The following is a 23,812-nucleotide window of genomic DNA, read 5'->3' on the forward strand; positions in this document are numbered from 1 at the left end:
TCACGGATGCGACTCGCCATGGAGTACGGCGACGGCCAGCTCGAGGTCGAGGTGCCCGACGGCACCCGGGTGATCTCCCCCGACCACGCCCGGCACGAGCCCGACCCGCTGGCCGACCCGGTCGCCGCCACCCGCGAGGCTCTCCGCAACCCGCGAGGCTCGGCCCCGATCGGCGACCTGGTCGGCCCGGGCAGCACCGTGACCATCGCCTTCCCCGATCGGGTCAAGGGCGGCACGCACGAGACGGCCCACCGCAAGGTGGTGCTGCCGCTGCTGCTCGACGAGCTGGAGGCCGCCGGCGTACGGCTGACGGACGTGCGGCTGGTCTGCGCCATCGGGCTGCACCGCAAGAACCGGCGCGAGGAGTTCCTCGACTACCTGGGCCAGCAGGTACTCGACCGCGTGCCGGCCGCGAATCTCGTCAACCACGACGCCGAGGACCCCGGTGGCATCGCCGACCTCGGGATCTCCGAGCTCGGCGACCCGGTGCAGGTCAACAGTGCCGTGGTGGAGTCGGACCTCTCCATCCTCATCGGGCACACCGCCGGCAACCCGTACGGCGGGTTCAGCGGCGGCTACAAGATGCCGACGACCGGGCTGACCACCTGGCGCTCGATCGCCGCGCACCACGCGCCGCAGTCGCTGTACCGCGAGGACTTCGTACCGGTCTCGGCCCGCAGCCGGTTCCGCGACCAGCTCACCGCGATCGGGCAGGCGATGGAGGCGCGGATGCCGCAGCCGTTCTTCAGCGTCGACGCGGTCCTCGACTCGAAGTCGCGTCAGCTCGGCGTCGTCGCCGGGCGGATCGCCGACGTGGAGCGCGCGACATGGCCGCTGGCCTCGCAGCGGACCGACCTCGAGGTCAACGACGAGCCAGCCGACGTGCTGCTGGTGGGGATCCCCCGCAACTTCCACTACGGCCCCGGCATGGGCAGCAACCCGATCCTGATGATGCAGGCGGTCGGGTCGTCCCTCGTGCGGGCCAAGCGCGCGCTGGTCTCGCGGCCGATCGTCATCGCCGCGGCGATCTGCGACGGATGGTTCAACGACTTGGAGTTCCCGCCGTACCGCGCCGCCTTCGAGCTGTTCCAGCAGTGCCAGCACCCGGCCGACCTCGTCCAGCACCAGGAGGCGCTGGCGACCGACCCGGAGTGGGTGTATCGCTATCGGCACCACTACGGCTATCACCCGTTCCACGCGTTCTCGATGCTGTACGTCGGTGGGATCGCGCGCGACCATTCCAGCGCCGTCTACATCGCCGGTGCCAAGCGCCCCGATCTCGCGCGAGCGATGGGCGCCCGGACCAGCGCGACGGTCGAGGAGGCGCTGCGTGAGGCGGCCGCCACCATCGGGCGCACCCCGCGCGTGCTCGCCGTACCCGCCCTCTCCAAGCCGGCCTTCCACCTCGCCAGCGGAGCACGTCGCACGCTCTGACTCGATCCCGCTCTTCGCTATGGAGCGCAGGGGTCCAACGACTGACCGTCCAGCCCGGCGGTCAGCGGTCGTGGGTGGAGCGGGTGGACCGCGCCGGTCGGCCCGCGTACGGTCGGTCGAGGTGAGATCTGGTGCGGGCGGGCCCGAGCCAGCAGGTTGGCATGGGAGGAGGCGCCATCTCACATCCATCGCAGTCCGAACGTCTCTTGGGCGTGAGCCTCCCGCCATTCGAGCAGATCGTCCGTGAGCACGGACCCACTGTGCTGCGGGTCTGTCGCGCCCTCACCGGACCGGCGGACGCCGATGATGCGTGGTCGGAGACGTTCCTCGCCGCGCTACGGGCCTATCCCGAGCTGCCGCCGGGGGCCAACGTACGGGCCTGGCTGCTCACCATCGCCAAGCGCAAGGTGATCGACGGCCATCGCGCCACCGCCCGTCGACCGGTGCCGGTGCCCGACCCCGGACCACGGCACCGCTACGAGGACGACCGTCCCAGCGACGGCGACTCCACCCTCGCTGAGCTGCTTGCGACGCTGCCGGACAAGCAACGCCTGGCCGTGGTCTATCACCACGTCGCCGGGCTGAGTCATCGCGAGGTGGCAGCCCTGCTGGGCAACTCCGAGGTGGCCGCCCGGCGCGCGGCCGCCGACGGGATCAAGAAGCTGCGCCGCACCTACCCGGGAGCACGCCATGACTGAGTACTCCACCGCTGCCGATGATCAGGTCCCCGCCTCCCTGCGTCGGCTGTTGCTCGACAGCCCTGAGGAGTCAGCAACCCTGCTGCGCCTGAGCGATCGCCTCGCGGACGACGCCGCGAACGCTGGCCTGGTGGATCTGGCCTACCGGGTGGTCGACTCCCCCGTCGGCGACCTGCTGCTGGTCGCCGCCGACCGCGGCCTCATCCGGGTCGCGTTCGAGGCCGAGGGTCATGACCAGGTGCTGGCCGACCTGGCCGGCCGGGTCAGCCCGCGGGTCCTGCAGGTCCCCCGGCGGCTCGACGACGCGGCCCGGCAGCTGGCGGCCTACTTCGCCGGACGGCGAACCGGCTTCGACCTGCCGCTCGACCTCAGGTTGGCGCGGGGATTTCGGCGCGAGGTGCTGGAGCAGCTGCGCACCGTGGACTACGGCTCCACCGTCAGCTACGCGGGGCTGGCGAGCCGTGTCGGACGCCCCCGGGCCGTTCGGGCCGTCGGCACCGCTTGTGCGACCAACCCGCTGCCGCTCGTCCTCCCCTGCCACCGGGTGGTCCGCTCCGACGGGACGCTCGGCAGCTATCTGGGTGGCGCACCGGCCAAGCAGCTGCTGTTGTCCCTGGAGGCCCGGTGAGCGCCGACTGGCGTGACCGAGCGGCGCGCCATAGCGGGACCGGGCGGGGCGCAGACGGTCCCGGCCTGCGTGCCGGTTCTCGAATCCGCCCGCTGACCAGGCAGAATCGGTCCAGCGCGGGTCCCCCGCGCATCGAGTCAGTACGTCTGCGCCCGCGCAGATCCGAGGAGCACGAGTACACCGATGGCACGCAAGACACCGGCCCCACCCGCCGACGACGACTTCACCGAGCGGATCGTCGACATCGACGTCTCCTCGGAGATGCAGACCAGCTTCTTGGAGTACGCCTACTCGGTCATCTACTCGCGCGCCCTGCCCGACGCCCGAGACGGTCTCAAGCCGGTGCAGCGGCGCATCCTCTACTCGATGAACGAGATGCGGATCTTCCCCGACCGCAGCCATGTGAAGTGTGCCCGCGTCGTCGGCCAGGTGATGGGCCTGCTGCACCCGCACGGCGATGGAGCGATCTACGACGCCCTGGTCCGCACCGCCCAGCCCTGGACGATGCGCCTCACCCTCGTCGACGGCCACGGCAACTTCGGCTCGCTCGACTCCGGTCCGGCAGCGATGCGCTACACCGAGTGCCGGATGGCACCGGCGGCCCTGGCCATGACCGAAGGCCTGGACCAAGACACCGTCGACTTCAAGCCCAACTACGACGGCAAGGACGTCGAGCCGGTCGTCCTGCCGGCGGCCTTCCCCAACCTGTTGGTCAACGGGGCCAGCGGCATCGCCGTCGGCATGGCCACGAACATGCCGCCGCACAACCTGATCGAGGTGATCCAGGGACTGCGGCACCTGATCAAGCACCCGGATGCCACCGTGGACGCGTTGATGAAGTTCATCCCCGGGCCCGATCTGCCGACCGGCGGCAAGATCATCGGCCTGGACGGCATCCGGGATGCGTACCACACCGGTCGCGGCTCGTTCCGGATCCGCGCCACCACCCGGATCGAGCAGGTGCACCCGCGCCGCAAGGGCATCGTGATCACCGAGCTGCCGTACATGATCGGTCCGGAGAAGGTGATCGAGCAGATCAAGACCGGGGTCAACGCCAAGAAGCTGCAGGGCATCGCCGACGTCAAGGACCTGACCGATCTCGCCAACGGCACCCGGCTGGTGATCGAGGTGAAGAACGGGTTCAACCCCGAAGCCCTGCTCGAGCAGCTGTTCAAGGCGACCAAGCTCGAGGACTCGTTCTCGATCAACAACGTGGCCCTGGTCGACGGCCAGCCGCGCACCTTGTCGTTGCGTGAGCTGCTCACCGTCTATCTCGACCATCGCATCGACGTCACCCGGCGGCGTACCCAGTTCCTGCTGACCAAGGCGATGGACCGACTGCACCTGGTCGAGGGCCTGATGACCGCGATCCTGGACATCGACGACGTGATCGCGATCATCCGCAGCTCCGACGACGCGGCCGCGGCCCGGACCCGGCTGATCGAGGCATTCGACCTGACCGAGATCCAGGCCAACTACATCCTCGACATGGCCCTGCGCCGGTTGACCCGCTACAGCGTGCTCGAGCTGGAGTCCGAGCGCGACGAGCTGGCCGCCACCATTGCCCGGCTGGAGGAGATCTTGAACAACGAGGAGCAGCTGCGCGCCCTCGTCGGCACCGAGCTGGCCGAGATGGCCAAGCAGCACGGTACGCCCCGGCGCACCATCCTGCTGGCCGCCAGTGGCGTCGCGGCCACCGCGTCGGCCACCCCCTTGGAAGTCGCCGACGACCCCTGCTGGGTGCTGCTGTCCTCCGCCGGTCTGCTGGCCCGCACCGACCATGCCGAGCCGCTGCCGACCGAGGGCGCGCGAGCCAACCACGACGTCGTCACGTCCGCGATCCAGGTGACCGCCCGCGGCGACTTCGGTCTGGTCACCTCCGCCGGTCGGCTGGTGAAGGTCAACGCCCTCGACCTGCCGACCGTGCCGGCCACGGCGAACGCGCCGAACCTGCAAGGCGGCGCCCACGTCTCCGAGCTGGTCACGCTCGATCCCGGTGAGCGGGTGCTCTGCCTGACCACGCTGTCCGAGGACTCGCGAGGTCTGGCGCTGGGCACGGCCCGCGGTGTGGTGAAGCGGGTGAACCCCGAGGTGCTCAACAAGGAGGCATGGGACGTCATCCGGCTGGACGCCGGCGACGTCGTGGTCGGCGCGGTCGAGCTGACCCGCGACGACGCCGAGCTGGTCTTCGTCGCTAGCGACGCGCAGCTGCTGCACTTCCCCGCGTCGTCGGTACGCCCCCAGGGCCGCTCCGGTGGTGGGATGGCAGGGATCAAGCTGGCCGCCGGCGCCAGCGTGGTCTTCTTCGGGGCCACGCCAGGTACGGCCGAGAGCGTCGTGGTGTCGATCTCCGGCTCGTCGGCGGCGCTGCCCGGGACCGACGTCGGGTCGGTGAAGGTGACCCGCTTCGAGGAGTATCCGGCTAAGGGTCGGGCCACGGCCGGCGTGCGGTGCCACCGGTTCCTGAAGGGTGAGGACACTTTGCTGCTGGCTTGGGCGGGGCCGGCGCCGGCGCGCGCCGCGGCAGCCAGCGGATCGCCGGTGGAGCTGCCCGCGACGGACAGCCGCCGCGACGGTTCCGGGGTCCCGGCCGGCCAGCCGATCGTCGCCGTCTCGTCGCCACAGCACGAATCGGCGTCCTGATCGAGGTCGTCTACGCTGTTGGGTTGTGACTGAAGCTGATTTCACTGACCTGTTGGACGGCAACCGCGACTACAGCGAGCGGTTCGCCCTGGGCGGCTTCGACGGTATTGCGCACGCCGGCGTCGCCATGGTGACCTGCATGGACAGTCGGATCGAACCGCTGGAGATGGTCGGCCTGCGGGTGGGCGATGCCAAGATCATGCGGACCCCTGGCGGGCGGGTCACCCCGGACGCGCTCATCGGCTGCATTCTCGGGGTCCATCTGCTCGGGGTGAACCGGATCATGATCGTGCCGCACACCCGGTGCGCCATGGCCAGCGGCGACGACGCCGCCATCGCCCGCCGGGTGCGAGAGGAATCCGGGGTCGACCTCGGTGACCTGGTGCTGGGGGCGTCCCCCGACCAGGAGGCCCGCCTGGCCGAAGACGTCGACCGGCTGCGGTCACACCCCCTGATCGCCGGCCGGGCCCGAGTCGGCGGGTTCAGCTACGACGTCGACACCGGTCGCCTCCACCAGCTGCGCTGACCTGGAGCTTCGTTCGCCGCTCAGGGTTCTGCGCGGCGTCAGGCGTCGATGGCGGCGGCGTCCAGCTGGTAGGCGCCGTCGATGATGAACTCCTTGCGCGGACCGACCTCGTTGCCCATCAGCATCTCGAAGGTGGCTTCGGCGATGATCGCGTCGTCCACGGTGATCCGGCGCAGCTGGCGATGCCGAGGGCTCATCGTGGTCTCAGCCAGCTGGTCGGCGTCCATCTCCCCCAGCCCCTTGTAGCGCTGGGGCTCCTTGAAGTTCTGGCCACGCTTGGTCAGCTCCGCTGCCTTGCGCTGATACTCCGCGTCCGAGTACGTGTAGATGTATTTGTCGAAGCCACGCTTGGGGTTGATCAACTCGAACCGGTGCAAGGGCGGCACGGCGGTGAACACCCGTCCGGCTTCCACCAGCGGGCGCATGTAGCGGAAGAACAGTGTCGCCAGCAGGCAACGGATGTGGGCACCGTCGGAGTCCGCGTCGGCCATGAAGATGATCTTGCCGTAGCGCGCGGCGTCGAGGTCGAACGTACGTCCCGTGCCGGCGCCGACGACCTGGATGATGTGGGAGCACTCGGTGTTCTTCAGCATGTCGCCGACCGAGGCCTTCTGCACGTTGAGGATCTTGCCGCGGATCGGCAGCAACGCCTGGAACTCCGAGCTCCGGGCCAGCTTGGCCGTGCCCAGCGCCGAGTCACCCTCGACGATGAAGAGCTCCGAGCGCTCCACGTCGCCGCTGCGGCAGTCGACCAGCTTGGCCGGCAGCGAGCTGGACTCGAGGGCGTTCTTGCGGCGCTGCGCCTCCTTGTGCTGGCGGGCGGCGACCCGGGCTCGGGAGGCACCGACCACCTTCTCCATCACCAGCCGGGCTTGCGCCTTGGTCTCCCGCTTGGTCGAGGTGAGGAACGCGGTCAGCTCGCGCTCGACCGCCTTGGCCACCAACCGCGACACCGCCGGGGTGCCGAGCACCTCCTTGGTCTGTCCCTCGAACTGTGGCTCGGCCAGACGGACCGTGACGACCGAGGTCATTCCCTCCAGCACATCGTCCTTGACGATCTCCTCGCCACTCTTGAGCAGCCGGGTCCCCTGAAGCACCGTCGCGAACGTCTTGGTCAGGGCCCGCTCGAACCCGGCCACGTGAGTGCCACCCTTCGGGGTGGAGATGATGTTGACGTAGGACTGGGTACGGGTCTCATACCCGTCGCCCCAGCGCACGGCGATATCGATGTCCAGGGTCCGGTCGACGTCGGTGGGCGTCATGTTGCCGTCGTCGTCCAGCATCGGCACTGTCTCGGTGAACTGGTCCTGACCCTGCAGCCGGATCACGTCGGTGACCGGCTGGTCGGACGCGAGATACTCGCAGAACTCGGCGATGCCGCCGTCGTGCAGGTGGGTCTCCTCGGTCACCTCGCCGGTCCGGGCGTCACGGATGTGCAGCGCCAGGCCGGGGACGAGGAAGCTGGTCTGGCGGGCACGGTCCTGCAGGTCCGACAGCGACAGCTCCGCCTCCTTCAAGAAGATCTGTCGGTCCGGCCAATAGCGGACCCGCGTGCCGGTGACGCCGCGCTTGGCCTTGCCGACCTTGCGCAGCCCGCCGCCGGGAGTGAACGGCGCATCCGGCCCGGGACCGTCGAAGACGCCAGGGGTGCCGTACTTGAACGACATGCCCCACGTCGTCGAGTTGCGATCCACCTCGACATCGAGGCGACTGGACAGCGCGTTCACGACCGACGAGCCGACACCGTGCAGGCCACCGGTCGCGTTGTAGGACCCGGCACCGAACTTGCCGCCGGCGTGCAGCTTGGTGAAGACGACCTCGACGCCCGACAGCCCGGTCCGCGGCTCGATGTCCACCGGGATCCCGCGGCCCTGGTCCGCGACGGCGACAGAGCCGTCGGCCTCCAATGTGACGAAGATCTCCTTGCCGTATCCGCCGAGCGCCTCGTCCACCGCGTTGTCGATGATCTCCCACACGCAGTGCATCAGTCCGCGGGTGTCGGTCGACCCGATATACATCGCGGGGCGCTTGCGGACGGCCTCCAGCCCTTCCAGGACGAGCAGGTGGCGCGCCTCGTACTCCCGGCTTTCGGTGGCAGGCTTTGGCGTTGGCACCAACCGAGGTTAGCGTCTCGCACCGACGAATCCACGCTGGCACGCCCAACCCGGTCGGTGTCTCGCGCCGAGCTCTGGACTGCTGTTATCCGGCACGTAGGCTGGGTACTGGCTTCGTTACACAAGATTCATGAGCCTGAGACCGGCTAAGGGAACAATCTCAGCCCGATTGGATGTTGACTAGGCGTAGCCCGTAACACCCAGCAGCCAGAATCACCCAGCAGTTGGCCCGATCTCCGGACCACTAAGATCGGACTTCCTAGAAAGAGAGGCCTATCGTGAGCTCTACAGTCATCGAGGACGCTGCCTTGAACGCAGCAGACCGTTGCGACCGGTGCGGCGCGCAGGCCTATGTGCGAGTCACGCTCGCGAGCGGTTTCGACCTTCTCTTCTGCGCCCACCACAGCAAAGAGCACGCTGACAAGCTCAAGCAGGTTGCGCTCGAGATCCACGACGAGTCGGAACGGATCGCCTGAACCGCCCCACCTGAACCACGGACTGGCCCCTCGCTTCGCCGAAGCGGGGGGCCACTTCTGTCCCCGGGCGCCGCGACGGGGGTAGCCGGGAGGCGATAACGCCGTCGCCGTGCGGCGACCGAGCAGTCGCCGGCAGGCGATCGGCGACCCTGCCCACGGGAACCAGACTCTTCGGTATCACCGCCGGTGCACACTCAGAAGATCACCAGGCCTGGGAACGGAGAAGAATCATGCAGATTTCAGTACACGCCTTCGTCACGCTCGACGGCGTCATGCAGTCACCCGGAGGACCCCAGGAGGACCCCAGCGCAGGATTCTCCACCGGAGGATGGATCGTTCCGTTCCCGGGCGAGGACTGGGGTGCCGTCGTCGACGGCTGGTTCCAACGCACCAGCGCCGTACTGCTCGGCCGAAATACCTTCGAGATGATGCGTGGCTACTGGCCCCACGTCACCGAGCCGAACAATCGGGTCGCGCGGGTGCTCAACGACGGCCCCAAGTACGTCGTCAGCACGGCCCTCACAGCCGAGGACGCCGGGTGGGGCGACACGACCATCATTCGCGACGACGTGATCGGTCGGGTCGAACGGCTCAAGCGGGAGGGGGACGGCGACCTGCAGGTGCACGGCAGCTGGCAGCTGGTCCGCTCCCTGCACGACGCAGGCCTGGTGGACGTCTTTCGGCTGCTTCAGTTCCCGGTCGTGGTGGGACGTGGCAAGCGGCTGTTCGGCGACGACCCCGTGCCCACCGGCTTCACCGTCTCGGCCGCCGAGGTCCTGCCGGGCGGCATCGTGGCGCTCGAACTGCACCAGACCCGGTTCGGTTCGCTGGCTGTGGGCGAGTACGCGGTTCGCGACGGAAAGGAATCGGTCGTCAGCTAGGCCCATACTGCCCGGCACACAACGGCAGACACCCTGAACCGATGGGAGCACCACCGTGGCGACTCCCAGGTCGACGGTGTTCATCAGCCGACCCCGCGGCTGCTGCCGATGATGTCGGGCGACACTCGTCGGAGCCGGCGAGCGCTGAGGGCCTCAGCGCTCGCCCTGCGACGCGGCAGCGTCATGCCCCCGCGTCCGTGCGCGGCGCCCGCTGCTCGACCAGGCGACGGTGGGCGCAGGTGTAGGCAGCGAAGGCCCCAGCTGCGCTGGCGAGGTTGAAGACCATCCGGGAGCGCCAGTGCCAGGTCTCGAACTCGGTCGCCACCCGCTTCAGGGTCTCCGCACTGTGCACCGCTGGACCTTCGACGAACATGATGTCGTTCCGGGGCCAGAAGTAGGTGATCGAGGCAACGCCCTCGCCGACGATCATCGCCAAGCTGAGCAGCAGCAACCAACGCACGCGACGCTGCGGCCAACCCAGGAGCAGAGCTGCGGCGCCAAGGACCCAGCAGACGAAACCGATCGGCGGGAAGAAGTCGGAGGGCCCACTGACCGCGAGGAACTCCATCGTGAGGGTGAGCGACGCGGGCGGGTCGGCGAAGACGTTCGGATAGATCATGAAGGTCTCCAAGATGATCGCTCCAAGCAAGATCATCATGCCCCAGGCGTAAGCCAGGGTTGCGGCGAAGGCCAGACGCGGGCGGGTCAGCCAGCCGGCGATGGAGCCGTTGCCGGTTCGGGTGGACGAAGAAGGTGAGGACATGTTCATGGTCGGTCACGCTAGGAGCCACTGAGAGGGCTGCGCGTCCGCCGGCAAGCGACTCCCCTATCGACGTGGATCGTGCTCCCCGGTCTGGCAGCTGCGTACTCCCGGGTCGCCTCCAGCGGTCAGCGCGGCCGGCGACCCTGAGATCCCACGAGGCTACGGTCGCCGCGAGGCGATGTCGTCGTCGTCGCAGAGAACACCCACATCGCGCCCGTCGACGGATGTGGGGCCGGGTATCCCTTTCCTAGCCTCAGCGTCATGAAAACCACTACCTCTCGTCCCAGCGGATCGCGTCCGCTCTCCCGGCCCCGCCTGGGCCTGCCGCTTCCCGCCATCGCCGGCCTGGCTCTCCTCGCCGCGCCGAGAATCGTCCTGCACGATCTCGGCATCGTCGAGGAGGGCGCGTTCGTCACAGTGCTGCTCGTCTTCGTACCGATCGCGGTCTGGCTCGCGGTGGTCCTACGGATGCGGGTACCCAACCCCTTCCTGACCCTGCTGGCCACCGGCGCCTGCTACGGCGTGCTGCTCGCCCTCATCCATCAGCTGCTCTGGAGCCAGGCGTACGGCGGATCGCCGCCGACCATCGGCGGAAACTTCTCCGGGCTCGACCTTGAGGTGCGTCAGGCCGTCGTGCGTATCTTCGCGGTCTTCTCCAGCCTCATCACCGGAACGATTGTCGGCGCACTCGTCGGTCTGGTCGGCTGGGCGCTCAGCAAGGCCCTCCGACGTCGGGCGGAGCAGGAGTGAGCATCACCATCGAGGACCTGACCTTCGACGACCACCTGGTGGAGGCGGCGGCGGTGCTGGGCACCAGCATGCGCCGCAACCCCAATCACGTCGCCGCGTACGGACCCGACGAGGCACGCCGGGTCACCGCGCACGCTCACCTGTTGAGAACGGCCTTCCGAGCGATGCCCGACTGGCATCTGGTCGGCGTCCGCGGAGGCGGGAATCTGATCGGCGCTGCGGGCTATCGTCCAGCGGGTTCTTGTCAGCCGACTCCACGCCAACAGCTGCGAATGATGCCCACCCTGGCAGGGATGGGACCGAGACGGGCGGCCCGGGTCCTGGCCTGGCTGCGGCGATGGTCCAAGCTCGACCCGTCCGAACCGCACCTCCACCTGGGGCCGATCGCCGTTGCCGACGAGCACCAGGGCCAAGGCGTCGGATCCGCGCTGGTGCAGGCGATCTGTGCTCGTGCCGATGCCGAGCGCGTGTCGACCTATCTCGAGACCGACAAGGCGGGCAACGTCGCTTTGTATCAGCGGTTCGGCTTCACGGTGGTCGCCGAGCGAAAGGTTCTCGGCGTGCCCAACTGGTTCATGCGGCGGCCGGCAATCTCCTGAGCTCATCGACCGGCCTGATCGGCGCCATCGCCGCCGCGACTTCGGGAGCCACGGTGACGGACCTGGTCGATTTCCTCTCCGCGGTCGGGTGGTGTGACGTGCGGCAAAGGTCAGGCCGTGGGCACCACGACGATGACCTTGCCGGAGAGGGCGCCGGCGTCGGCCTGCGCGTGCACCACCGACAGCTCGGCCAACGGCACCCGCTGCGCGACATCGACCCGCAGCTCGCCGCTATCGATCAGCGCCACCAGGTCGGCCAGCTGTCCGGCGTCGCTGCGGACGAAGACATCGATGCCGCGCACCTTGCGCGCCTCGTCGACGGGAGCCGGCATCCACACCGTCGTGTTGACCACGACGCCGCCGGGCCGGACCAGGTTCACCAGCGCCGCCAGCTGCGCCGGGTCGATCGGCGCGAGGTTGAGGACGACGTCGACCTGATCGCCGACTGCTGCGGTCAGGTCGGTGGTGGAGTGGTCGACGATCTCGTCCGCCCCGGCCGACTGGACGCGCTCCCTGCTGCGCGGGCTGGCGGTGGCGATGACGTGAGCTCCGGCACGCTTGGCCAGCTGCACCGCGTAGCCGCCGACCGCGCCGCCGGCACCGTTGATCACCACCCGCTGCCCGGCACCGAGGCCGCCCAGCTCGAACAGTGCCTGCCAGGCGGTGAGGCCGACCGCCGGCAGCGCGGCGGCGTCAGCCAGCGGGATGGTTGCCGGGGCCGCCGTCAGGATGTCGGCGGGCGAGAGGACGTACTCCGCCGCGGCGCCATCGGCCGCCATCGGCAAGAAGCCGATGACCGCATCACCGATCTCGACCTGACGCACGCCGTCGCCGACCGCGTCGACGGTGCCGGCAACGTCAAGCCCGGGCGTGTGTGGCAGCGCTACCGGGATGGCACCACGCATGGCGCCCCGGCGGATGCTGGCATCCACGCCGTTGAACGACGTCGCCGCGACACGGATCCGTACCTCACCGGCACCGGGGACGGGCTGCTCCACCTCCTCGTAGCCCAAGACGTCGGGTTCGCCGTACTCGTGGAAGCGCACTACCTTCATGGCAAGACCTTTCATGGTGTGTCATTTGCTTCGAACTCGAAGCATGTGATCCACGCTAGCACCGCTTCAAATTCGAAGCAACAAGGATGCCTGATGCCTGATCTGCCCGACGCGCCGTCGCCGCTCGACCCCGACCAGCTGGGGGCCTACTTCGCGCTGATCGAGGTGAGCAGCCTGCTGCGGCACACCGTCGAGCAACAGCTGCGTGACGCGGGCGACCTCAGCTATGTGCAGTTCCAGCTGTTGGCTCGCCTCGGGGACTCCCCGACCGGCAGCGAGCGCATGACCGATCTCGCCGACGGCGTCGTCTACAGCCGCAGCGGCTTGACCTATCAGGCCGGCCTGCTGGAGAAGGCGGGCCTGGTGACCCGCGCCCCGTCGACGGACGACGAGCGAGGCATCACGGTCACCATCACCGATGCCGGACGCACCGTGCTGGCCAAGGTGTTCCCCGGCCACATCGAGGTGATCCGGCAGCTGCTGCTCGCACCCCTGGATGCCGGCGAGGTGGAGTCACTGGCCGCGATCCTGGGATCAGTGCGCGACCACATGCGTTCGACACCGCCGCGCTCGGCCGCCCCGCGCCGGCGTAGTGCCGCCCGCCCGAAGGAGTCCTGACCGCTAATTCTGCGTACGTTCGCGTCAACATCGCGTCAGGAACAGGGATCAGCATCCGTGGCCTCCCTAGTCTTCGAGGGTGAGTTCTGTCCGTCTGCCTCTCTCTTCCGACTCCGCGCACCCCGTCCCGCCGGTGCGCTGGTACGTCCCGGTGCGGGTAGGACCGGTGGGTGGTGGCTGGTCGGTGCTCAGGCTCTTCCGCACCCCGTTGGGTGATCGAACAGCCGCCGCGTTCACCAGCGCGGAGAAGCTGGCCGAAGTGTTCGGGTCCGCCCACCCCTGTACGGTCCTCAGCGAGAGCACCCTTCGCGCGCTGATCACGCCGCTGGGGATCACCCGCATCACGGTCGACCCGACACTGGCGGCTCCCGGCGCGGATGCGGCCGTCGACCACAGCGCGAACGCGAGCGCCGACCTGCTGGGCTCTGACCAGCGCTACCGCGGCGATGCGGCAGTGCAGTTGCCGGCCTGACGCGGGGTGTCAACCTCTGTATCCCGCCGTCGGGCGGTGTCACCGGCTGATGCCGACAGTCCTGTCGCGGCCCCGACGTCGGAGGCCAGGCTGGTCGAGGGGAACGCCACAGGGCGTGAGCTCGCCACGGCTCGCAGCCGGCGCCGGAGCCGGGTCAGGGCTCGACCATCGACGGGGATGAGCCTGGTCCACGTCTCGGCGGCCAACCCCTCGTCGAGAGCCGACCCGTGGGTCTGTGACGAGAGCACCGCACAGGTTCTCGTCTCGGGACAGGACCTGGCCTTGGCTGTCGCGGCGATGGTGCCCCCGCGGGACAGGGTGGTCAGATACGACCCTGCTGACCTGCCGTTGATCGACACCGCCATGTCGGTCGGAGTGGGGCGGGTGGTGCTGCGCCGCGCGTTCGATGCGCCCGACCTCGCGGCTCGAGTACCGCAGCGTTCCCCCCAGCCGGTCCTGCTGAGGGTCAGTTCCGGCATCAGCAGGATCGACCAGCGTCATGGCGCCGCCGACGGCGGCCCCGCTGCCTCGATGCCGTCCATCACGGATGGCTCAGCCGAGTACGCCATTGGGATGATCATGCAACACCCGAGGCTGCGTCTGGTGGGTCTGTACTGCGAGCTCGGAGGCTTCCCGGCCATCTCGGTGAGCCAGCGCACCTCGCTGGTCCGACGCCTGATGGGGCAGGTGGCCCGCGCGCAGCGCAGGTTCGACCTGCAGCTCGACGAGATCCTGCTGGGTGAGAACTCCCGTCCGGACCCGGAAGGCAGCGGCTCGCCCCGTCACGTACGAGGTCGACGCACTCGTACAGCTCGCACGGTGCAGGAGCTAGAGCGCTGGCAGGATTCGCATATCGCGCCGCGCGCCACCGTCCAGGGCGGCTAGCGCCTCCTGATAGGCGACGCTGTCGTGGGCGGCGCGAGCCGCCTCCACGGAGTCGAAGACGATGAGCACCGTGCGCGTTGTCTCACCGGCCTCGTACGTCTGCTCGGGCAGGCCGCGAGCAACGAACGTCCCGCCCGCCGCCTCCAGCGCGGGTCGAGCAAGCCGCGCGTACGCGTCGACCTTGTCCTGGTCGAAAATCTCCTGGTACACGCTGATCCAGTAGGCACCCATGCGGCCATTCTGCCCGACCGGCTCAGCTGAGGCACCGGGGGCCTCGAACAGGTTCGCAGCGAATCCAGTGGCGATCGACCGAGCATCTCGGCGAGTCGGCAGTGGGGCCAGGACACCCTCTGGGCACGTCCTGACCCCACTGCACGAGCAAGCACTCAGTCCAGATAGTCGCGCAGCACCTGGCTCCGCGACGGGTGCCGCAGCTTGCTCATCGTCTTCGACTCGATCTGGCGGATCCGCTCGCGGGTGACGCCGTAGACCTTGCCGATCTCGTCCAACGTCTTCGGCTGACCGTCGGTCAGCCCGAAGCGCATCGAGACCACACCGGCTTCGCGCTCGCTGAGGGTGTCCAAGACGTCGTGCAGCTGCTCCTGCAGCAGGGTGAAGCTGACCGCGTCGGCGGGCACGACGGCCTCGGAGTCCTCGATCAGGTCACCGAACTCGGAGTCACCGTCCTCACCCAGCGGGGTGTGCAGCGAGATGGGCTCGCGACCGTACTTCTGGACCTCGACGACCTTCTCCGGGGTCATGTCGAGCTCTTTGGCCAGCTCCTCCGGCGTGGGCTCGCGGCCGAGGTCCTGCAGCATCTGCCGCTGGACGCGGGCCAGCTTGTTGATGACCTCGACCATGTGCACCGGGATACGGATGGTGCGGGCCTGGTCCGCCATCGCGCGGGTGATGGCCTGGCGGATCCACCAGGTGGCGTAGGTCGAGAACTTGTAGCCCTTGGTGTAGTCGAACTTCTCGACCGCGCGGATCAGACCGAGGTTGCCCTCCTGGATCAGGTCCAAGAACAGCATGCCGCGACCGGTGTAGCGCTTGGCCAGGCTGACCACCAGGCGGAGGTTGGCCTCCAGCAGGTGGTTCTTGGCCCGCCGCCCGTCCTCGGCGATCCATGCGAAATCCTCCGCCTGAGCGGGCTTGATCTTGGTGCCGGGGTCGTTGACCTTCTCGTCGGCGAAGAGACCGGCCTCGATCCGCTTGGCCAGCTCGACCTCCTGCTCGGCGTTCAGCAGGGCGACCTTGCCGATCTGCTTCAGGTAGTCCTTGACCGGGTCGGCGGTGGCGCCGGCCGCCATCACCTGCTGCTCGGGCTCGTCGGCGTCGTCGGCGTCGGACAGGCTGAACCCCTGGTCCTCGACCAGCTCCTTCTCCAACGTCGCCTCGGCGGCGGGGACGAACGTGGACTCGTCCACATCGTCCAGGGTGCGCTTCTTGCCACCCACGGTGAGGACGACCTCCTCACCCGACACCTCGACGAGGACGTCGGCGGTCACGGTGACCTCACCGTCGGCACCGGTGGTGGCGGCGGCCTTCTTGCTGGTGCGCTTCGCCGGAGCCTTCTTGGCGGCAGGCTCATCGGGAGCGTCGACCGCCTTCAGCGCGGTCTTCTTGGCGGCAGCCTTCTTGGCCGGGGCCTTCTTGTCGGCAGGGACCGAGACTTCACTGGCCCGACTGGTGGCCGCGACGACCTGGTCGCTGACGACCTGGCCGCCGTTCGAGGTATCTGATGTCTCAGCCGGTGAAGCTGGCTTGGACAGTTGGGCTTTGGAGGGGGGTGTCACAAAGAACCTCTCGGGCTTACCGGTGTTCGAAATAGGGCAGGCAGCGCCCATTGGAAGTCAATAGGTGCTCCACGACGTATTCTGGCACGACTTTCCAAAGGATCTGTCCATGGGCCCGGTTCAGCGTGTCGATGCTGGACCGGCGGGCTGCAGTCGGCGGACGACCCCGACCGCAGCTGCGGGCCTGGATCGTGATCCGGGTCGCGGAACCCGACCAGTGCCAGCCTACGTCGAGCGCCCATATCCACAATCGACCACGGACCCGCAGCCCGCGCGTGACCGGCAGTGGCATGGGCGCGGTGGGCCTCGCTGTCGGGGTCAGCTGGTGGGCTCGGCCTTGACCGCCAGCACCGGACAGGCGGCGTCCAGCAGGACCCGTTGGGCGTTGCTGCCGAGCAGCAGCTTGCCGACCGGCGACCGGCGCCGCAGGCCGATCACGATGAAGTCGGCCGCCGACTCATCGGCTGCGGTGATGAGCTCGTCGGCCGGGTCGAGCGCGTCGGGTGCCTGACGGATCTCGTGCGGTACGCCACTGGCGGTGAGCTGGTCGGTCAGCACGGCCAGCTCCTCGTCGCCCGCGGTGTGCACCACGATCAGGCGGGACGTCCGCAGTTCGGCCTCGGTGATGGCCCGCTGCAGCGCGGCCTGCCCCTCTGGCTTGGACGAGTAGCCGACGACGATCGTCGACGACCGCTCCGAACCGATCTGCGGCATCAGTTGCCCTCCCAGGTGTGTACGGGTTCGTTGCTGTGCATCCGCTCGAGATAGGCACCGAGCATGCCCCGCAGCGCCTCGCGACGGTCGTCGCCGGCTGCCTCCCGTCGGGACACCTCCGCAGTCTGCCATGTCGCTCCGTTGGCTGCACGCAGGCAGCGGCGCTCGACCACGTCCAGCAGCCGGCCGGTCTCCGCCTCGTCCACGCCCCAGTCCCGCAGCCCTGCCGCGGCCAACGGCAGCAGCTTGCGGACCACCAGCTCGGTGGCCTTGACCTGCCCGACCCGCGGCCAGTACACCTCGGCGTTCACCCCGTGGCGGACACCGGCGGCGAAGTTCTCCTGGGCGGCGGAGAACGACATCTGCGACCACACCGGCCGGTCCTCACCGGCCAGCGACCGCACCAGACCGGCGAAGAACGCGGCGTTGGCCATGGTGTCCACCACGGTCGGGCCCGCCGGCAGCACCCGGTTCTCCACCCGCAGATGCGGGGCGTCGCCGCTGATGTCATACACCGGCCGGTTCCAGCGATAGACGGTGCCGTTGTGCATCCGCAGCTCGTCCAGCTGCGGGATGCCGCCCGCATCCAGCACCGCGACCGGGTCCTCCTCGGTGCTGATCGGGAGCAGCGCCGGGAAATACTGGGAGTTCTCCTCGAACAGGTCGAAGATCGAGGTGATCCACCGCTCGCCGAACCAGACCCGCGGCCGCACTCCCTGAGCCTTGAGCTCGTCGCTGCGGGTGTCGGTCGCCTGCTCGAACAGCGGGACCCGCGACTCGGCCATCAGCTCGCGCCCGAACAGGTACGGCGAGTTTGCGCCGACCGCGAGCTGGATGCCGGCAATGGCCTGCGCCGCGTTCCAGTAGCCGGCGAAGTCGTCCGGGCTCACCTGCAGGTGCACCTGGGTGGAGGTGCACGCGGCTTCGGGCATGATCGTGTCCGAGATCATCTGCAGCCGCTCGACGCCGTCGATGCTGATCTCCAGGTCCTCGCCGCGGGCGGCGAAGATCTGCTGGTCCAGCAAGGAGTAGCGGGGGTTCGTCGAGACCGCCGCCATGCTGACGTGCTCGGGGTGCAGCGTCGGCAGGATCCCCACCATGGCGATCTGGCTACCGACCCCCTTGGCCCGATCGTTGGCCTGGTTGAGAGCGGCCCGGACCGACTCCTCGAACGAGGTGAGCCCTCCGGCCCCGAGCGGGCGTGGCGGCACGTTGATCTCGATGTTGAACCGGCCGAGCTCGGTCTGGAACTGGTCGTCCGCGATGGCCTCGAGCACCTCGGCGTTGCGCATCGCCGGCTCGCAGTTCTCGTCCACCAGGTTCAGCTCGATCTCCAGCCCGGCCATCGGGCGTTCGAAGTCGAACCGTGACTCCGTCAGCATCCGGGCCAGCACGTCGAGACCCTTGCGGACCTTGGCGCGGTGGCGCTTGCGGTCGTCCCTCGTGAAGTGCGTCGCGTCGACCTCTTCTCCCATGGCGCCTATCCTCACCCATGCCGTGGTGCGACGGACCCCAGCGGGGGAAATGCCCACCGGCGCCGACCAGAGAGAGGTTCGCAGATGCTGCTCGACCCGGACTCGGGCTCGTTCTACCGGCGGACCGGGGAGAAGACGTATCAGCCGACACTGCACACCCAGGGCGCCTGGCGCCCGGACGAGCAGCACATGGCACCGGTGACCGGGCTGGTGGTGCACGCGATCGAGGCACACCTGGCCGCAACCGGACGGCTCGACGACGGGCTGCAGCTGTGCCGGCTGAGCGTGGAGATCCTCGGGATGGTCGCTGCCGTGGCGACCACCGTGGAGGTGCAGACCATCCGCCCCGGCCGCACCATCGAGCTGATCGAGGCGACGGTGCTGGTCGCCGACCGCCCCGTCGTCCGCGCCCGGGCGTGGCGGCTGCAGCGCAGCGACACCGCCGCGGTGGCCGGCGGCGAACCGGACCCACTGCCGTCGCCGGACGATCTGCCCGCCTGGGATGCGGCCGCCGCCTGGGGCGGTGGTTACATCGACTCCCTCGAGGGCCGGCTGGTGCCGGGCAGCGTCCCCGGTCGGGTCCGCGCCTGGCTGCGGACCACCAAGACGCTGGTCGAGAACGAGTCGAGCAGCGACCTGGCCCGCTGGGTCGGGCTGGTGGACACGGCCAACGGTCTGGCCGCCCGGGTGCGGCCCGGGCGGTGGATGTTCCCCAACACCGACCTCGGGGTGCATCTCCACCGCTCCCCGGTGGCCGGCTGGGTCGGCTTCGACGCCTCGGCGGTGCTGGGCGCCGACGGCATCGGCCTCACCTCGTCGGTGCTGTTCGACCAGCACGGCGCGGTCGGCCGGTCGGAGCAGATCCTCACCGTGCGGCGGCTGTGAGCCGAGCCCGCCGGTAGGGTCGCCTTCATGTCTGCGTCGTCCACTCCCAGCTCCTGTGCACCGTCCGCCCCCGAGTCCGACGGCAGCGTCCCGACGCCGCCGGTGGCCGATCGGCGGCCGCAGCCGCGGGTGCATCACGGCGACACCTTCGACGACCCGTACGAGTGGCTGCGGGACAAGGAGGACCCGGAGGTCCTGGCCTACCTGGAGGCCGAGAACGGCTACACCGAGGCGCTGACCGCCGACCAGGAGGAGCTGCGCGAGGCGATCTTCGCCGAGATCAAGAACCGCACCAAGGAGACCGACCTGTCGGTGCCCGTGTACACCTCGCACAGCGGCGGTGCGGCGTACTGGTACTACGTGCGTACGGTCGAGGGCTCCGAGTACGCCATCTACTGCCGTCTCCCCGCCACCGACCGGCACAGCCCGCCGGACCTGGAGGCCGGCCTGACCGACGAGCAGGGCCTGACCGGGGAGCAGGTGCTGCTGGACGGCAACGTCGAGGCCGGTGACCACGAGTTCTTCTCCATCGGGGCCTTCGCCACGTCGGTCGACGGGACCCTGCTGGCGTATTCGGTCGACACCACCGGCGGCGAGCGCTTCGAGCTCCGGGTGAAGGACCTCACCACCGGACAGCTGCTCGGTGACGTCATCCCCGACACCGCCTATGGCGTGGCCTGGGCCGGCAACAGCCACCTGTTCTACACCCGGGCCGACGACGCCTGGCGGCCCTACGTCGTCCGCCGGCACCGGCTGGGCACCCCGGCCGACGCCGACGCCGACGTGGTGACCGAGCCGGACGAGCGCTTCTGGATCGGCGTCGACTCCAGCCGCGACGACCGCTGGATCGTGATCGGCACCGGCAGCAAGCTGACCTCGGAGTTCCAGCTGCTCAGCGCCGACGATCCCGAGGGCACCCCGCGGGTCGTCGCCCCCCGCCGTCAGGGAGTGGAGTATGACGTGGAGCCGGCCGGTGACCGGCTGCTGATCGTGCACAACGACGGCGCCGAAGACTTCGCGCTGGCGCAGGCGCCGCTCGACGCCACCAGCCCGGACGAGTGGACGCCCGTGCTGGCCGCTGAGCCCGGGGTACGGATCACCGGGGTCGCCGCCTACGCCGGGCATGCCGTCGTCTCGCTGCGGCGCAACGGACTGACCGGTCTGCACGTCCTGCCGCGGACCGCTGCCGGCGGCTTCGCGCCGGGTTCGGACATCGTCTTCGACGAGCCGCTCTACACCGTCGACTCCCCCGGCTCAGCCGACTACGACGCCACCGTGATCCGGGTCAGCTACGGGTCGATGCTGACCCCGGACTCGGTCTTCGACTACGACCTGACCACCGGCGAGCTCACGCTGCTCAAGCAGACCCCGGTGCTGGACGACCCGGTCCGCGGCCCGTACGAGGCGCAGGCGTACATCCAAGAGCGCGCCTGGGCCACCGCGGACGACGGCACCCGAATCCCGCTGTCCATCGTCCGGCGCGCCGACACCCCGCTGGACGGATCCGCTCCGGCACTGATCTACGGCTATGGCTCCTACGAGATCGCGATCGACCCGAGCTTCGCCATCTCCCGGCTGTCCTTGCTGGACCGGGGCTTCGTGTTCGCGATCGCGCACGTCCGCGGTGGCGGCGAGATGGGCCGCAGCTGGTACGAGAACGGCAAGACGCTGACCAAGAAGAACACCTTCACCGACTTCGTGGCCTGCGCCCGGCACCTGGTCGACGCCGGCTACACCTCGCCGGAGCGGCTGGCCGCGCGCGGCGGCAGCGCCGGGGGCCTGTTGATGGGGGCGGTGGCGAATCTGGCTCCGGAGCTATTCCGAGCCATCCACGCGGCGGTGCCGTTCGTCGACGCGCTCACCACCATCCTCGATCCCGAGCTGCCGCTGACGGTGATCGAGTGGGAGGAGTGGGGCGACCCGCTGCACGACCCCGAGGTCTACGCCTATATGAAGGACTACAGCCCGTACGAGAACCTGCAGCAGACGCGGTATCCGGCCATCCTGGCCACCACCAGCCTCAACGACACCCGGGTCTACTACGTGGAGCCGGCCAAATGGGTGGCAGCGTTGCGCCGGTGCGCCACCAATGACGCCAGTCGGCCGATCCTGCTGAAAACGGAGATGACCGCCGGCCACGGCGGAGTCAGTGGGCGCTACAAGGGCTGGCGCGAGGTGGCCTTCGAATACGCGTGGATCGTGGACCAGGTCACCTCCTGACCGGCGCCGTCGCCGGCCCCGATCCCGGCGAGAAATACCTGCTCATCGCCGGCGGGTGATTCACGCCGCGATGTTGGGGGTATGTCTGACGCATCCAGCGAGGCACTCGGCCGCGAATCAGTGGTACGGGATCACCCCGGGCGAGGTCTCAGGGATTCTTCAGGGCTAAAGCGGAATCTCTCACCCTACCCGATCCGTTGATCTCTATGAAGGCAACGAAAGGGGCCACTGTGGTAGCACATGCAACTCGTTCTCGAGTTTCCGAGGGTATCGACGGCAAAGACGCGGTAGGTCTTTATCTCGATGGCATCGCGAAGACTCCCCTGCTGTCGGCAGAGGAGGAGGTCGAGCTGGCCAAGGCGATTGAAGTCGGCCTCTACGCAGAACGGATACTGTCCGGCGAGGTGACCGCGGCGGAACGCGGCAAGCGCGCGAAGCGGCCGACCAAGGCCGAGCTGGAGTATCTGGTCGACGAAGGCCAGCGGGCCCTCCAGCGGTTCGTCATGGCGAACCTGCGGCTGGTCGTCTCGGTCGCGCGCAAATACGGCCGTTCCCAGATGCCGCTGCTTGACCTGGTCCAAGAAGGCAACACTGGTCTGATCCGTGCGGTCGAGAAGTTCGACTACACCAAGGGATTCAAGTTCTCCACCTACGGCACCTGGTGGGTGCGGCAGTCGATCAGTCGTGGCATCGCTCAGCAGGGTCGGATCGTGCGTCTTCCGGTGCACGTCGCCGAGCAGGTCAACCAGGTCGGCGCGGTGCGCCGGACGCTGGAGCGCCGGCTGGGACGCGAGCCGGAGATCGCCGAGATCGCCGACGAGATGGACCTGGAGAGCGACCGGGTGCTGGATCTGATCCGATACGGCCGCGACCATGTCAGCCTCGACGCCCCGGTCGAGGAAGGTGGCGACACCGCCCTGGGCGATCTGATCGCCCGTGAGCCGATGCCCGGACCGGACGAGGTGTTCCTCGACGCCGAGGAGCACGCCAGGCTGGAGGCTCTGCTGGACCAGCTCGACGACCGGTCCGCCGACGTGGTCCGCCGTCGCTATGGTCTGCTGGACGGACGCCAGGCCAAGCTGGCCGATATCGGCGCCATCTGGGGCATCACCGCCGAGCGGGTACGCCAGATCGAGCGGCACGCCATCGCGAAGCTGCGCGGCAAGTCAGTTCTCGCCGCCTGAAGCCAACCACCCTCCCCCCAGACCCGACCCGCAGCCGTTCTCGGTTGCGGGTCGGGTCGTCTTTGCTGCCTGGGCACCTGTCATCGCCGGCGGTCGCGACGCTCAGCGGCGCTCGATCGGGCGGATCAGGCCTTCCTGCGCCACGTTGGAGACCAGCGTGTCGTGCTGGAACAAGCGTGCCGTCGACAGCCCCAACGCGCCCGACGCCGACGGGGAGATCTGGTCGTAGAGCAGCCAGTCGTCGGCCACGAACGGCCGGTGGAACCACATGGCGTGGTCGATCGACGCCGCCTGCACGTTGATGCCGATCAGCGCGTTGTGCGGCACCGTGGTCGCCGACAGCAGGGTCAGGTCGCTGGCATAGGCCAGCACCGCCTGGTGGATGCGGGGGTCCTCGGGAAGGGTCCCGTCGGCTCGCACCCACACCCGGGCTCGGGCGGGGTGGTGCGGGTCGACCAGGCCACCGCCGGGCCGGGAGTCGCCGACGTAGCGCAGATCCAGCGCACCCCACTCGCGGTCCCAGTAGCCCGCGTCGCGGCCGGAGGCCCGGGCCAGCACCTCCGCCAGCCGCGGGCACTCCTCGGGCCCCGGAACGCCCTCGGGCATCGGGTCGACGTGGTCGAACCCCGGCTCGGGCTGGTGGAACGACGACGACAGATAGAAGATCACCTCGCCGCCCTGGCGCGCCACCACCCGCCGGGACGAGAACGAACGGCCGTCGCGGATCGACTCCACGTCGTAGACCATCGTCGTGTCCGTACGGCCCGGCCGCAGGAAGTACGCATGCAGCGAATGGATCACCCGGGTCTGCGGCACCGTCCGGCTGGCGGCCATCAGAGCCTGGGCCAGCACCTGCCCGCCGAACGCGCGCTGCAGCTGGGTGTCGGGCTGCCGGGCCCGGAACAGACCCACCTCGATCTCCTCGAGGTCCAGCAGGTCGATGAGCTCGTCGATGGACTGGGGCACGATCGAGAGCCTAGCGGGCACGGCCTGCCG

The 23,812-nt window shown here is 69.0% G+C and carries 23 protein-coding genes; 15 read left to right on the forward strand and 8 right to left on the reverse strand.

Annotation, left to right across the window (positions count from 1 at the left end; genetic code table 11):
• Nucleotides 1–6 precede the first annotated feature (6 nt).
• From AC1XX3_RS14785 to AC1XX3_RS14805, 5 genes are all read left to right on the forward strand, one after another.
• On the forward strand, nucleotides 7–1,434 hold the full coding sequence (locus AC1XX3_RS14785; protein ID WP_483321897.1) for a lactate racemase domain-containing protein: 1,428 nt from the start codon (nucleotides 7–9) through the stop codon (nucleotides 1,432–1,434).
• A 212-nt stretch (nucleotides 1,435–1,646) separates the two neighbouring features.
• Nucleotides 1,647–2,132, forward strand: a complete 486-nt coding sequence (locus AC1XX3_RS14790; RefSeq protein ID WP_483321898.1) for an RNA polymerase sigma factor — start codon at nucleotides 1,647–1,649, stop codon at nucleotides 2,130–2,132.
• A complete protein-coding gene (locus AC1XX3_RS14795) occupies nucleotides 2,125–2,760 on the forward strand; it encodes a methylated-DNA--[protein]-cysteine S-methyltransferase (RefSeq protein ID WP_483321899.1) in 636 nt (211 codons plus the stop codon). Before AC1XX3_RS14790 ends, AC1XX3_RS14795 begins: the two co-directional genes overlap by 8 nt.
• 183 nt (nucleotides 2,761–2,943) lie before the next feature.
• Nucleotides 2,944–5,403 (forward strand): DNA gyrase/topoisomerase IV subunit A, encoded by a 2,460-nt coding sequence (locus AC1XX3_RS14800; RefSeq protein ID WP_483321900.1) that lies wholly within the window; start codon nucleotides 2,944–2,946, stop codon nucleotides 5,401–5,403.
• Nucleotides 5,404–5,428: 25 nt separating this feature from the next.
• Nucleotides 5,429–5,929, forward strand: a complete 501-nt coding sequence (locus AC1XX3_RS14805; RefSeq protein WP_483321901.1) for a beta-class carbonic anhydrase — start codon at nucleotides 5,429–5,431, stop codon at nucleotides 5,927–5,929.
• A gap of 38 nt (nucleotides 5,930–5,967) precedes the next feature.
• Here AC1XX3_RS14805 and AC1XX3_RS14810 read toward each other — a convergent pair whose 3' ends face one another.
• On the reverse strand, nucleotides 5,968–8,043 hold the full coding sequence (locus AC1XX3_RS14810) for a DNA gyrase/topoisomerase IV subunit B (RefSeq protein WP_483321902.1): 2,076 nt from the start codon (nucleotides 8,041–8,043) through the stop codon (nucleotides 5,968–5,970).
• A gap of 278 nt (nucleotides 8,044–8,321) precedes the next feature.
• Here AC1XX3_RS14810 and AC1XX3_RS14815 point away from each other — a divergent pair, with 278 nt between their 5' ends.
• Both AC1XX3_RS14815 and AC1XX3_RS14820 read left to right on the forward strand, forming a co-directional pair.
• On the forward strand, nucleotides 8,322–8,519 hold the full coding sequence (locus AC1XX3_RS14815; protein ID WP_483321903.1) for a DUF7455 domain-containing protein: 198 nt from the start codon (nucleotides 8,322–8,324) through the stop codon (nucleotides 8,517–8,519).
• A 230-nt stretch (nucleotides 8,520–8,749) separates the two neighbouring features.
• Nucleotides 8,750–9,400, forward strand: coding sequence for a dihydrofolate reductase family protein (locus AC1XX3_RS14820; RefSeq protein WP_483321904.1), 651 nt, complete (start codon nucleotides 8,750–8,752; stop codon nucleotides 9,398–9,400).
• A gap of 181 nt (nucleotides 9,401–9,581) precedes the next feature.
• Here AC1XX3_RS14820 and AC1XX3_RS14825 read toward each other — a convergent pair whose 3' ends face one another.
• Entirely contained in the window at nucleotides 9,582–10,169 is a 588-nt protein-coding gene (locus AC1XX3_RS14825) for a small ribosomal subunit protein cS23 (RefSeq protein WP_483321905.1), read from the reverse strand.
• A 255-nt stretch (nucleotides 10,170–10,424) separates the two neighbouring features.
• Between AC1XX3_RS14825 and AC1XX3_RS14830 the strand changes: the two genes are divergently transcribed.
• Together AC1XX3_RS14830 and AC1XX3_RS14835 are read left to right on the forward strand one after the other, a co-directional pair.
• Nucleotides 10,425–10,913 carry a hypothetical protein gene (locus tag AC1XX3_RS14830; protein ID WP_483321906.1) on the forward strand — a complete coding sequence of 163 codons (489 nt, stop codon included), beginning with the start codon at nucleotides 10,425–10,427 and terminating at the stop codon, nucleotides 10,911–10,913.
• Nucleotides 10,910–11,512 (forward strand): GNAT family N-acetyltransferase, encoded by a 603-nt coding sequence (locus AC1XX3_RS14835; RefSeq protein WP_483321907.1) that lies wholly within the window; start codon nucleotides 10,910–10,912, stop codon nucleotides 11,510–11,512. The genes AC1XX3_RS14830 and AC1XX3_RS14835 overlap by 4 nt, the downstream gene beginning before the upstream one ends.
• A gap of 110 nt (nucleotides 11,513–11,622) precedes the next feature.
• Here the strand turns inward: AC1XX3_RS14835 and AC1XX3_RS14840 are convergent, their stop codons facing one another.
• Nucleotides 11,623–12,567, reverse strand: coding sequence for an NADP-dependent oxidoreductase (locus tag AC1XX3_RS14840; protein WP_483321908.1), 945 nt, complete (start codon nucleotides 12,565–12,567; stop codon nucleotides 11,623–11,625).
• A gap of 93 nt (nucleotides 12,568–12,660) precedes the next feature.
• Here AC1XX3_RS14840 and AC1XX3_RS14845 point away from each other — a divergent pair, with 93 nt between their 5' ends.
• The 3 genes from AC1XX3_RS14845 (at nucleotide 12,661) to AC1XX3_RS14855 (ending at nucleotide 14,542) form a co-directional block, all read left to right on the forward strand.
• Nucleotides 12,661–13,185: a MarR family winged helix-turn-helix transcriptional regulator gene (locus AC1XX3_RS14845; protein WP_483321909.1), complete on the forward strand. Its 525-nt coding sequence runs from the start codon at nucleotides 12,661–12,663 to the stop codon at nucleotides 13,183–13,185.
• Nucleotides 13,186–13,264: 79 nt separating this feature from the next.
• Nucleotides 13,265–13,657, forward strand: coding sequence for an SAV_915 family protein (locus tag AC1XX3_RS14850; protein ID WP_483321910.1), 393 nt, complete (start codon nucleotides 13,265–13,267; stop codon nucleotides 13,655–13,657).
• A gap of 177 nt (nucleotides 13,658–13,834) precedes the next feature.
• Nucleotides 13,835–14,542, forward strand: a complete 708-nt coding sequence (locus tag AC1XX3_RS14855) for a type III PLP-dependent enzyme domain-containing protein (protein ID WP_483321911.1) — start codon at nucleotides 13,835–13,837, stop codon at nucleotides 14,540–14,542.
• Here AC1XX3_RS14855 and AC1XX3_RS14860 read toward each other — a convergent pair.
• The 4 genes from AC1XX3_RS14860 to AC1XX3_RS14875 all read right to left on the reverse strand — a co-directional run bounded on the left by AC1XX3_RS14860 (nucleotide 14,486) and on the right by AC1XX3_RS14875 (nucleotide 18,527).
• The gene (locus tag AC1XX3_RS14860; RefSeq protein WP_483321912.1) at nucleotides 14,486–14,773 is read right to left on the reverse strand and encodes a DUF1330 domain-containing protein; all 288 of its coding nucleotides are present in this window, start codon (nucleotides 14,771–14,773) and stop codon (nucleotides 14,486–14,488) included. The two genes, AC1XX3_RS14855 and AC1XX3_RS14860, sit on opposite strands and share 57 nt — an antisense overlap.
• A 155-nt stretch (nucleotides 14,774–14,928) precedes the next feature.
• Nucleotides 14,929–16,389, reverse strand: coding sequence for an RNA polymerase sigma factor (locus AC1XX3_RS14865; RefSeq protein ID WP_483321913.1), 1,461 nt, complete (start codon nucleotides 16,387–16,389; stop codon nucleotides 14,929–14,931).
• Between the two features lie 267 nt (nucleotides 16,390–16,656).
• The gene (locus AC1XX3_RS14870) at nucleotides 16,657–17,052 is read right to left on the reverse strand and encodes a universal stress protein (RefSeq protein ID WP_483321914.1); all 396 of its coding nucleotides are present in this window, start codon (nucleotides 17,050–17,052) and stop codon (nucleotides 16,657–16,659) included.
• Nucleotides 17,052–18,527, reverse strand: a complete 1,476-nt coding sequence (locus tag AC1XX3_RS14875) for a glutamate-cysteine ligase family protein (protein ID WP_483321915.1) — start codon at nucleotides 18,525–18,527, stop codon at nucleotides 17,052–17,054. Before AC1XX3_RS14875 ends, AC1XX3_RS14870 begins: the two co-directional genes overlap by 1 nt.
• 84 nt (nucleotides 18,528–18,611) lie before the next feature.
• On the opposite strand from AC1XX3_RS14875, the gene AC1XX3_RS14880 reads away from it, so the two are divergent.
• The 3 genes from AC1XX3_RS14880 (at nucleotide 18,612) to AC1XX3_RS14890 (ending at nucleotide 22,816) form a co-directional block, all read left to right on the forward strand.
• Nucleotides 18,612–19,412, forward strand: a complete 801-nt coding sequence (locus AC1XX3_RS14880) for a thioesterase family protein (protein WP_483321916.1) — start codon at nucleotides 18,612–18,614, stop codon at nucleotides 19,410–19,412.
• 27 nt (nucleotides 19,413–19,439) lie between these two features.
• On the forward strand, nucleotides 19,440–21,632 hold the full coding sequence (locus AC1XX3_RS14885; protein ID WP_483321917.1) for a S9 family peptidase: 2,193 nt from the start codon (nucleotides 19,440–19,442) through the stop codon (nucleotides 21,630–21,632).
• Nucleotides 21,633–21,838: 206 nt separating this feature from the next.
• Complete coding sequence (locus AC1XX3_RS14890; protein WP_483321918.1) at nucleotides 21,839–22,816, forward strand: sigma-70 family RNA polymerase sigma factor; 978 nt, start codon at nucleotides 21,839–21,841, stop codon at nucleotides 22,814–22,816.
• Nucleotides 22,817–22,918: 102 nt separating this feature from the next.
• Here the strand turns inward: AC1XX3_RS14890 and AC1XX3_RS14895 are convergent, their stop codons facing one another.
• On the reverse strand, nucleotides 22,919–23,782 hold the full coding sequence (locus tag AC1XX3_RS14895) for an acyl-CoA thioesterase (protein WP_483321919.1): 864 nt from the start codon (nucleotides 23,780–23,782) through the stop codon (nucleotides 22,919–22,921).
• Between the last annotated feature and the right edge of the window lie 30 nt (nucleotides 23,783–23,812).

The sequence above is a fragment of the Microlunatus sp. M237 genome (assembly GCF_056896895.1).

Excerpts from the sequence above, each read along its gene's own strand:
- AC1XX3_RS14875 (WP_483321915.1), bottom strand. The coding sequence starts at position 18,527 with ATGGGAGAAGAGGTCGACGCGACGCACTTCACGAGGGACGACCGCAAG.
- AC1XX3_RS14840 (WP_483321908.1), bottom strand. The coding sequence starts at position 12,567 with ATGAAGGTAGTGCGCTTCCACGAGTACGGCGAACCCGACGTCTTGGGC.
- AC1XX3_RS14800 (WP_483321900.1), top strand. The coding sequence starts at position 2,944 with ATGGCACGCAAGACACCGGCCCCACCCGCCGACGACGACTTCACCGAG.
- AC1XX3_RS14890 (WP_483321918.1), top strand. The coding sequence starts at position 21,839 with ATGAAGGCAACGAAAGGGGCCACTGTGGTAGCACATGCAACTCGTTCT.
- AC1XX3_RS14825 (WP_483321905.1), bottom strand. The coding sequence starts at position 10,169 with ATGAACATGTCCTCACCTTCTTCGTCCACCCGAACCGGCAACGGCTCC.
- AC1XX3_RS14855 (WP_483321911.1), top strand. The coding sequence starts at position 13,835 with ATGAGCCTGGTCCACGTCTCGGCGGCCAACCCCTCGTCGAGAGCCGAC.
- AC1XX3_RS14820 (WP_483321904.1), top strand. The coding sequence starts at position 8,750 with ATGCAGATTTCAGTACACGCCTTCGTCACGCTCGACGGCGTCATGCAG.
- AC1XX3_RS14885 (WP_483321917.1), top strand. The coding sequence starts at position 19,440 with ATGTCTGCGTCGTCCACTCCCAGCTCCTGTGCACCGTCCGCCCCCGAG.
- AC1XX3_RS14865 (WP_483321913.1), bottom strand. The coding sequence starts at position 16,389 with ATGGGCGCTGCCTGCCCTATTTCGAACACCGGTAAGCCCGAGAGGTTC.
- AC1XX3_RS14785 (WP_483321897.1), top strand. The coding sequence starts at position 7 with ATGCGACTCGCCATGGAGTACGGCGACGGCCAGCTCGAGGTCGAGGTG.
- AC1XX3_RS14845 (WP_483321909.1), top strand. The coding sequence starts at position 12,661 with ATGCCTGATCTGCCCGACGCGCCGTCGCCGCTCGACCCCGACCAGCTG.
- AC1XX3_RS14870 (WP_483321914.1), bottom strand. The coding sequence starts at position 17,052 with ATGCCGCAGATCGGTTCGGAGCGGTCGTCGACGATCGTCGTCGGCTAC.
- AC1XX3_RS14795 (WP_483321899.1), top strand. The coding sequence starts at position 2,125 with ATGACTGAGTACTCCACCGCTGCCGATGATCAGGTCCCCGCCTCCCTG.
- AC1XX3_RS14880 (WP_483321916.1), top strand. The coding sequence starts at position 18,612 with ATGCTGCTCGACCCGGACTCGGGCTCGTTCTACCGGCGGACCGGGGAG.
- AC1XX3_RS14860 (WP_483321912.1), bottom strand. The coding sequence starts at position 14,773 with ATGGGTGCCTACTGGATCAGCGTGTACCAGGAGATTTTCGACCAGGAC.
- AC1XX3_RS14830 (WP_483321906.1), top strand. The coding sequence starts at position 10,425 with ATGAAAACCACTACCTCTCGTCCCAGCGGATCGCGTCCGCTCTCCCGG.